Source organism: Shewanella sp. ECSMB14102 (assembly GCF_000813075.1).
GTDB lineage: Bacteria > Pseudomonadota > Gammaproteobacteria > Enterobacterales > Shewanellaceae > Shewanella > Shewanella indica.
This window is the reverse complement of record NZ_JWGX01000022.1, coordinates 20,764-30,392: the sequence shown is the minus strand read 5'-3', so window position 1 is coordinate 30,392 and position 9,629 is coordinate 20,764. Positions and strand designations below refer to the sequence as shown.

Below are 9,629 nucleotides of genomic sequence, written 5' to 3'. Positions count from 1 at the left end.
GAACAGAGTGACAAGTAAACAAGCCGAGCCCATCGCCATAGTTGGCATGGCCGCCCGCTTCCCGGGCTGTGAGGATCTGGACGCCTTCTGGCAACTGCTCAGCGAAGGCCGGGATGCCATCAGCTCCCTGAATGACAGCCAATTGGGCGCCAGTGTCAACGATTATCAAGGCGCAAAAGGCCAGAGCGACCGTTTCTATTGTGATCAGGGCGGTTATATTCGCCAGCTAAACTTCTCGCCAGAGGGCTATGCCAGATCAGCGGATGAGATGGCAACGGGTGCCCAAACCTGGGATCAGCACCTGTTGTGGGCACTCGATTGCGCCCGCAAGGCCCTGCAAAGCGCCGGGCTAACCCCTGCACAAAACGCTTCCGACTTGGCGCGCTGCGGCGCCGTGATGGGCACGCTTTCGTTCCCGACCCGAGCTTCCAACAAGGCCTTTTTGCCGCTGTATCATCACAGTGTCGATACGGCGCTGCGACGGCGTTTCCCCGGCATGCCGCCATTGGCGTCAGCCATAGATGCGGGAACAGACGCAAATACCGGCCCAGGCACAGATGCAAGCATTCGCCATTGGGATACGGATATCGCCGCCCAGGGCTCTGAACTGCTGTGCGATTGCCTGGGCCTTGGCGGCCCCAGCCTGAGCCTGGATGCCGCCTGCGCCAGCTCAGTCTATGCATTGCGCCTGGCCTGCGACTATCTCAGTAACCACAGCGCCGATGTGATGTTGGCCGGTGCCGTCAGCGGTGCAGATCCCTTCTTTATCCATATGGGCTTTTCCATTTTCCAGGCCTTCCCCGAGTCGGGCCAAAGCGCCCCGCTGGATAACCATTCCGGCGGCCTGTTTGCCGGTGAAGGCTGCGGCGTATTAGTGCTCAAGCGCCTGAGCGATGCCCAAAGGGATGGCGATACCATTCACGGCATAATCAGAGGCACTGGGCTTTCCAACGATGGTCGCGGCCAGTTTGTCTTAAGCCCCGCCAGCAAGGGCCAGGTACTGGCGTTTGAACGGGCATCCGAGGCGGCAAATATCGCGCCATCCCAGGTGGAGGTGATTGAATGCCACGCCACGGGTACGCCTCTGGGTGACAAGGTGGAACTCAGTTCCATGGAGCAGTTTTTCGGCCCACGCCTGGAAGGCAGTGCCGCGCCTAAAATCGGCTCGGTCAAGTCCAACCTCAGCCACTTGCTGACCGCTGCCGGCATGGCAGGCATCATCAAGTTGCTGCTGTCGATGAAACACAAGCTGTTACCTGCCTCGGTGAGAATATCGGCGCCGCTGAGCTCGCCCAACGGCTTGTTTGGCGAGCACAATATAGTGCGCAGCGCCATCCCCTGGCCGACCAAAGCGGGCAATCCCGGCTCGGTTGCCGGGGTGTCTGTGTTCGGATTCGGAGGCTGTAACGCCCACTTGCTGCTTACAGGGCCAGATACTGCCAAAGAGCTTATTCCGGCCAAACCTGCGCCGGGAACGGCTGAACACAAGGGCGCTGACGGCCTGGCGATTGAGGGCGCCGCCGCGCATTTCGGCGCCGCCGACTCGCTCGAGACGCTTGCCAAACTGATAGCCAAAGGGCAAACGGCCACCAGAGCGCTGCCACCCAAACGCTGGAAAGGCCTGGAGCGCAACCGCTCTTTGCTCTCCAAAATGGGGCTTGAACAGGCTCCCAATGGCGGCTACATAGACAAGTTTGAACTGGATTTTCTCAAATTCCGCCTGCCGCCCCATCCGGGGGATAGACTGGTGGCGCAGCAATTACTGCTGCTCAAGGTGGCCGATGATGCGATTCGCGATGCCCATCTGCCCATGGGTGGCCGGGTGGCTGTGTTGGTCGCCATGGAAACCGAGCTTGAGCTGCATCAGTTCCGCGGCCGGGTCAATCTGCACAGCCAGATTAGCCAGAGCCTTAACGATGCCGGCATCAACCTAAGCCAAGATGAGTATCTCGAACTTGAGCGTTTGGCGATGGACAGCGTACTGCCCAGCGCCAGCCTCAATCAATACACCAGCTATATAGGCAACATCATGGCCTCCCGGGTCGCCTCCCAATGGGATTTCAACGGCCCGGCTTTCAGTATTTCGGCCGCCGAGCTGTCGGTTCCCCGGGCGTTGGAAGTGGCCGCCAATCTCTGCCGCACCGAGGCGTTGGACGCCGTGGTGGTGGCAGCGGTGGATCTCGCCGGCAGCGCCGAGCGGATATTGCACTCGGGCAAGCGTCTGCAGCAGCTTGGACTGTTACCGGGTGAAGGCGCCGGTGCCTTGGTGCTGAAACCGTCAGTTGCGCATCAAAGCGGCCGCTACGGCGCCTTGACAGAGCTGAGCTTCAAGCCGTTTTCATCAGTGGAATTAACAGCTACAGGGCCTCTCTCTGCGGCAGACTCAAGGGAGCAAGCATTTTGCCGGAACGCACAGCCTGAGGTAGATGAACACAGCCCCAGCATCAAGGCTTTTCGCCGTCTCGCGGCCACCAGCCACAGCGCCGTCTCGCGTATGGGGCACAGCTTTGCCGCCGCCGGGATGGCCAGTTTGCTGCACTCGCTGCTGCGCCTGACCCAGGATAGGGATAAAAATTCCCACACCCTGCTGATAGATGGCGAGCGCCGCTGCGCCGCGGTTAATTTGCAACAGTCGGCGGAGCAAAAGGCGCGCCTGCAACAGGCGCTCCGCACGCAGAATAAAAAGAACAGTCAAGGGGCCAGTGAAAAGCCCAGTCCAAAGATAGCCGGCGCAAATGTCCGCCAGCTGTGGCAAACCATCACCCTTGGCGGTGACGCCATAGAGCAGCATATCGCCACCGCCGAGCTTAAACACGAGACCGGCATTCGCCAAAAGCTTGCCCAGGCAAAGAACACTCAAACCCAGGCCACGCCGGTAATACACACCAGCAGCCAACAAGTTAACAGTGAACTCACTCAGGAACTCAGCCCGGTGAACAATCAGCACGCCCCATCAGCTCTCAGACAATCCGTGCCCGGCGATAAAATTGCGGCCACACCCCATAGAGCCGCTACCGAAGCGCACCTGCAGGCGCTGGCAGATAATCAACGGCTGGCACGTGAAGTGCACCAGGCCTTTCTCAAGAGCCGTGAAACCGGACTGGCACTGGCCAGCGCCCTCTTGGGCGCCGGAGCTGCGGCCGAAAACCGCTTAAGCGCCGAAAATATCGGCTCAGAAGACGAGCGCTCGACAGCCCAAAACTCCGCCTCAGTAGCGCCTTTGCCAGCGCGCACGCCCAATGACTCGGTCCAAACGGCTGCTAAAGCTGTTGCCAAAACCATTTCCCCCAAAGCGACATCCCAAGCGCTCAAGGACAAACCCTGTATCTGGAATTATCAGGATCTGGTGCAATACGCCGAGGGCGACATAGCGCCGGTATTCGGCCCCGAGTATGCCGTGATTGACAGCTACCGCCGCCGGGTGCGACTGCCCACCACAGATTATCTGCTGGTCTCCAGGGTGACTAAACTCAATGCCCGTCTTGGCGAATACAAGCCGAGCACCATGACCACGGAGTATGATATTCCCGTGGACGCCCCCTATCTGGTCGATGGCCAGATCCCCTGGGCGGTGGCCGTGGAGTCGGGCCAGTGTGACTTGATGCTGATAAGCTATCTCGGCATAGATCTGGAGAACAAGGGCGAGCGGGTCTACCGTTTGCTCGACTGTACCCTCACCTTCCTCGGCGATCTGCCCCGTGGCGGTGATACCCTGAGATACGACATCTCCATCAATCACTTCGCCCGCAACGGTGATACCCTGCTGTTTTTCTTCTCCTACGAGTGTTTTGTCGGCGAACGTCTGATCCTCAAGATGGACAACGGCTGCGCCGGTTTCTTCACCGATGCCGAGCTGGCCGATGGCAAGGGAGTCATCCGCACCGAAGAGGAGATCAAGGCCCGCAACCTGGCGATGGCGAACAAGCGCCAATTCCAGCCCTTGATCCACTGTAAACAACAGATATTTGATTATCAGCGGATGAGGCAACTGTTGAGCGGTGATATCGGCGCCTGCTTTGGCCCTTCACATGACTTGGGTTACCGCCAAGCCTCGCTGTGTTTTGCCTCGGAAAAGTTCCTGATGATCGAAGAGGTCAGCAGAGTCGAGTCAAGTGGCGGCGCCTGGGGCCTGGGCCTGGTTGAAGGACACAAGCGACTGGAGCCGGATCACTGGTATTTCCCCTGTCATTTCAAGGACGATCAGGTGATGGCCGGCTCCTTGATGGCCGAGGGCTGCGGTCAGTTGCTGCAGTTCTATATGCTCTATCTTGGCCTGCACAAACACACCCGCAATGGCCGCTTCCAACCACTGGAAAGTGCGCCGCAGAAGGTGCGTTGTCGCGGACAGGTACAGCCGCAATCCAATCGTCTCACCTATCGGATGGAAGTCACCGAAATAGGACTGACCCCCAGCCCCTGGGCCAAGGCCAATATTGAGATCTTGCTCGACGGCAAGGTGGTGGTGGACTTCCAGGATCTGGGCGTCATGCTCAAAGAAGATGAAGACTGTCACAGGTATGCCGATGACAGCAACCAGGAGCACAGCAGAAAGCCGCAACACCCTGCCGCCTCGGCAAGTGATGCTAACGAGGCGCTGAACGCCGGACGCCAGGCGTCCATCAATGCTCCCTTGATGAGCCAGGAAAGCTGCCCGGACTCTCAGCCCATTCACGGCGTGCTCCCGGTCAGGCATGTTCCGGCGCCAGTAACACCGGACTACCCGAATCGCAGGCCAGATACTGCGCCCTTTACCCCCTGGCATATGTTCGAGTTCGCCACCGGCGATATTGAGAACTGCTTCGGCCCCGACTTTGCCGCCTACCGCGGACTTATCCCACCGCGCACCCCCTGCGGCGATCTGCAGCTCACCACCAGGGTGACACAGGTGATTGGCAAGCGCGGCGACTTCAAGTCTCCGGCCTCCTGCATCGGCGAATATGAAGTGCCGCCCAAGGCCTGGTACTTCAGTGAAAACAGTCACCCGGCGCATATGCCCTACTCGATTTTGATGGAGATAGCGCTGCAGCCCAACGGTTTTATTTCCGGCTATATGGGCACCACCTTGGGCTATGGCGACACAGAGCTTTTCTTCCGTAACCTCGACGGTAAAGGCACACTGCTGCGCCGGCTTGACCTGCGTGGCAAGACCATCAGCAACGACTCGCGTTTGCTGAGCACTGTCAAGGCGGGCACCAACATCATCCAGAGCTTCAGCTTTGTGCTCAGCGCCGATGGTGAACCCTTCTATGAAGGCGAGGCAGTATTTGGTTACTTTAAGGCCGAGGCGCTGAAAAACCAGTTGGGGCTGGATAACGGCAAGGTGACCGAGCCCTGGGATAAACAGCAGGGGCTTGAGGCCGATGTAAGCTATGATCTTCGCGCCGCCGATTGCGCTCTCTATCATGGCTCTTGGGAGCAAAAACACCTGCGCCTGCCGGGCGGTCGACTCAACTTTGTCGATTCTATCCGCATCTGCCGCCAAGGCGGCCATTCCAACTTGGGCTACATCTATGGCGAGCGCAAAATCGATGCCGCTGACTGGTTCTTCCGCTTCCATTTCCATCAGGACCCTGTGATGCCGGGCTCGCTCGGAGTGGAAGCCATGCTGGAACTCCTGAGTGCCTTTGCCCTGGACGCCGGGCTTGGAAGCCAATTCAGTAACCCAAGATTCGCCCATTGCCTGAGTCAGGTACAGTGGAAATACCGCGGTCAGATTAATCCCCTGAACCGGCAGATGTCGCTGGAGCTGCATATCACAGCCATAGAAGATACGCCGGACAGAGTCACACTGACAGCCGATGCCTGGCTAGCCAAAGATGGCCTGCGAATTTATGAAATAAAAGATCTGGCTCTGGCCATTGAAGAAGCCTGAGCCCTCAGGCAAAGACAACCGAACAGATAATGAGAGCAACAAGATGACAAGCTTCAATTGGCCCTGGGCCCTGAACCCAAATAGTGATGATGTCTTTGCGGCCACGGATAACTGTGCCGTCAACGCAATCAAGGCGCTGGATAAGCCGCTGTTTGTCGCCAAACAAACCAAGGGTGAAATCCTGTTTGCCAATCAGGCACAGCTTGCCGAGGCGAGTGCTAGCGGCAATACACTGCCGGTTTGTGCCATGGTGCCGCCACTCAGCGCAGCAGCGCTCGGCGATCCGGCCTTTGCCGCCTGCCACAAAGTCAAGTACGCCTATTATGCCGGCGCCATGGCCAACGGTATCGCCTCCGAAGATCTGGTGATTGCCCTCGGCAAGGCCGGCATTCTCTGCTCATTCGGCGCCGCCGGTCTGGTGCCCGCCCGAGTGGAAGCCGCCATCAGCCGAATTCAGGCGGCGCTGCCAAGCGGGCCCTACGCCTTTAACCTGATCCACAGCCCCAGCGAACCAGCACTCGAACAAGGCGCGGTCGAGCTCTACCTCAAACACCGGGTGCGTACAGTCGAAGCCTCGGCCTTTCTGGCGCTGACCCCTCACATAGTGAGATATCGGGTGGCCGGACTGAGCCGGGACAGTGACGGCAACACCCTAATCGCCAACAAGGTGATAGCCAAGGTGAGCCGCACCGAAGTCGCCGCCCACTTTATGGCGCCGCCGCCGGAGAAAATCCTCCAGCAGCTGCTGAGCCAGGGATGGATCACCGAACTGCAGGCCGAACTTGCCCGGCAGGTGCCCATGGCCAACGACATTACCGCCGAGGCAGACTCCGGCGGTCATACCGACAATCGTCCTCTGGTTACCCTGCTGCCCACCATTATCGCCTTGCGGGATAAAATGCAGGAGAAATACGCCTACCAAGAACCTATCCGGGTTGGAGCAGGTGGCGGCATAGGCACGCCGGATGCCGCTTTGGCGGCCTTCAATATGGGCGCCGCCTTTATCGTTACCGGCTCTATCAATCAGGCCTGTATCGAAGCCGGTGCCAGCGAGCACAGCCGTAAGCTATTGGCGACAGTGGAAATGGCCGATGTCACCATGGCGCCGGCCGCAGATATGTTTGAGATGGGCGTCAAGCTGCAAGTGGTAAAACGCGGCACCCTCTTCCCCATGCGGGCCAATAAGCTTTACGAAATCTACAGCCGCTACGACTCGATAGAGGCCATTCCGGCCGATGAGCGCCAAAAGCTGGAAACTCAGGTGTTTCGCGCCAATCTGGATGAAATCTGGCAAGGTACGGTTGCCCACTTTATGGCGCGGGACCCCGAACAAATTCGCCGCGCCGAGGGCAATCCAAAGCGCAAGATGGCGCTTATTTTTCGCTGGTATCTGGGGCTATCGAGCCGCTGGTCCAACACAGGGGAAAGTGGTCGGGAGATGGATTACCAGATCTGGGCCGGGCCGGCACTGGGCGCCTTCAACGCCTGGGCCAAGGATAGCTACCTGGATGATTACCGTCAGCGCCGCGCCGTGGACTTGGCACTGCAACTGCTCGAAGGCGCCGCCTATCAAAACCGGGTCAACCAGTTGCGAAGCCAGGGCATAGCCCTGCCATCCAGCCTGGGCCATTATCGGCCGCTGAAATCGCTGGACTGATAAGAAGCGAATCTTGATACAAAAAGACCAGAGGCAAGTTAATAACCTACCTCTGGCCTCAGTCACCATCAATCGAGCGAGTATGCCGTTAGAATGAATGGATTGAGCGACTTGTCAAACTGAGCTTACTGTTCCGACTGAAGCTCAGTCGCTCAGAACAACAGTCGCCACCGCATAGTGACGTTCATCGGCAATGGATAATAGTGCCCGCTTGGCGCCCAGTGTTTCCAGGCGTTGGCACGCCCCATCACTGAATTCAAGCTGGGGCGCACCATCGGCATTATTACTGATATGAATATGCTGAAACGAGACTCCGCGGCCGATTCCGGTTCCCAGCGCCTTGGCAGCCGCTTCCTTGGCCGCAAAGCGCTTGGCAAGAAATCGCGCCGGGTCGCTCAACGTCTGAAAGCGGGCATATTCGGCCTCGGTCAGCACCCGTTTGGCCAGCCTATCTCCGCCCCGCTCCAACTGAGCCTCAATGCGGGCGATTTCCACTATGTCGGTACCCAGTCCCAGCACAGCCATTACTCGCCTCTGCGACCTTCCAACATGAGTTGCTTCATATCTCTGACCGCCTTGTCCAGGCCGTCTATCGCCGCCCTGGCTATGATGGCGTGGCCGATATTCAGCTCATGCAGCTCGGGAATGGCCGCTATCGGCTTCACATTATGATAGTGCAGCCCGTGCCCTGCGTTGACTACCAGGCCCTTGCCGTGAGCATAGGCCGCCATTTCCGTGATACGGGCCAACTCCTCCCTCTCCTCTTCAGCACTGTGGGCGTCGGCGTAGCGGCCGGTGTGAATTTCTATCACGGGCGCACCCACGGCAACGGCAGCATCTATCTGCTCACGGTTGGCATCGATAAAGAGAGATACTTTAATGCCCTGCTCGGCCAAACGTTTAACCGCAGCGGCGATTTTAGGCTGCTGACCGGCAACGTCCAAACCGCCCTCTGTAGTAAGCTCCTCACGTTTTTCCGGCACCAGACAAACATAGGCAGGCTTAACCTCACAGGCGATATCCAGCATCTCTTCGGTGACCGCCATTTCGAGATTCATCCGGGTCTTGAGCGTCTTGGCCAGCAGATAGACATCGCGATCCACTATGTGGCGTCTGTCTTCACGCAGATGGATAGTGATCCCTTCGGCGCCGGCGTGCTCGGCCACGGCCGCTGCATGCACAGGATCCGGGTAATGGGTGCCACGCACCTGCCGCAAGGTGGCGATATGATCAATGTTCACCCCTAACAAGATTCGATTCATCTGTAACTCCTTGATAATTCCTGGAATGCACCGGCCTGTTCGGCGGTATAAAAGCAGTTTCTATTCTCTGCCCATTGTAACGGCAGCATTTGAAAAAAGCGGGCTGAAGAGCTCATTTATCCCCTCGGTTTTGCGGCTGTGGCTCCCTTGGCAAATTTCCCCCCCGGCGGGCAAACAACTGCCTGCTGAGCAGTGGCTTATCGCCGAGCAGTGGCCGGAGCAATTGCCGGGTCAAGGCTTTGGCGGCTTGCCAATCCTCTTGCTGAAGGCGATTTTCTGCCAATGCCAACAGAGTGCTTCCCGGGAATGCCTCTTGCCGCTTGGCATCACCAACAAAGGGAATAAATCCCTGTTCGGGAATGAATCTGTAGCAGCCATCAGCTTGGATCTCGGCGCCATCGGCATCCTTAAGTAGCGAGGGCATGCAGCCAAGCTCGGATAAGAGTCTGAGCTCGAAATAGCGCAGTGTTGTCTGCTCAAAGCCCTTGGCCAGCGCCAGCAGGCTCTGATGATAACTGAAAAACAGCGCTTCGCCACTCTGGTGGTTACCCAGTACCCGCACCAAGAGTTCATTGAGGTACATGGCCGCATATAAAGCGTCCCCGGACAGGGGCACTGCCGGGGACGCACTTTCAATTTGAGTCAGGGTTCTGAGGTCGCTGCGGCCAGTCAGTTGGAACAGCAGCGGCTGAAACGGCTGCACTATGCTCTTTATCGAGCGCTTGCCACTGCCGACTCTGGCAACGGCGTCGACCCGACCAAGGCCATCCACCAACAGGTTCAACAACATGCTGGATTCCCGATAGGGCCGGGCGTGCAGCACATAGCCTCGCAGCAT

At 58.3% G+C, this 9,629-nt stretch carries 4 protein-coding genes and 1 pseudogene; 2 read left to right on the top strand and 3 right to left on the bottom strand.

All coding sequences use genetic code 11. The features are described 5' to 3' along the window. The first annotated feature begins 7 nt into the window (after window positions 1-7). Complete coding sequence (locus tag RC73_RS08285) at window positions 8-5,872, top strand: hotdog fold thioesterase (RefSeq protein WP_039034213.1); 5,865 nt, start codon at window positions 8-10, stop codon at window positions 5,870-5,872. A gap of 226 nt (window positions 5,873-6,098) precedes the next feature. Beyond that, window positions 6,099-7,529 (top strand): annotated as a pseudogene (locus RC73_RS08280) (PfaD family polyunsaturated fatty acid/polyketide biosynthesis protein); the annotation flags it as partial. Between the two features lie 144 nt (window positions 7,530-7,673). Here the strand turns inward: RC73_RS08280 and acpS are convergent. The 3 genes from acpS to recO all read right to left on the bottom strand — a co-directional run bounded on the left by acpS (window position 7,674) and on the right by recO (window position 9,629). Further along, window positions 7,674-8,054, bottom strand: a complete 381-nt coding sequence (acpS, locus tag RC73_RS08275) for a holo-ACP synthase (RefSeq protein ID WP_039034211.1) — start codon at window positions 8,052-8,054, stop codon at window positions 7,674-7,676. After that, window positions 8,054-8,791 carry a pyridoxine 5'-phosphate synthase gene (gene pdxJ, locus RC73_RS08270; RefSeq protein WP_039034210.1) on the bottom strand — a complete coding sequence of 246 codons (738 nt, stop codon included), beginning with the start codon at window positions 8,789-8,791 and terminating at the stop codon, window positions 8,054-8,056. The genes acpS and pdxJ overlap by 1 nt, the downstream gene beginning before the upstream one ends. A gap of 112 nt (window positions 8,792-8,903) precedes the next feature. Further along, entirely contained in the window at window positions 8,904-9,629 is a 726-nt protein-coding gene (recO, locus tag RC73_RS08265) for a DNA repair protein RecO (RefSeq protein ID WP_052248081.1), read from the bottom strand.

What these genes read in the sequence shown, in the direction of transcription:
- pdxJ (WP_039034210.1), bottom strand. Translation starts at nt 8,791, where the DNA reads ATGAATCGAATCTTGTTAGGGGTGAACATTGATCATATCGCCACCTTG.
- recO (WP_052248081.1), bottom strand. Translation starts at nt 9,629, where the DNA reads ATGCTGCGAGGCTATGTGCTGCACGCCCGGCCCTATCGGGAATCCAGC.
- acpS (WP_039034211.1), bottom strand. Translation starts at nt 8,054, where the DNA reads ATGGCTGTGCTGGGACTGGGTACCGACATAGTGGAAATCGCCCGCATT.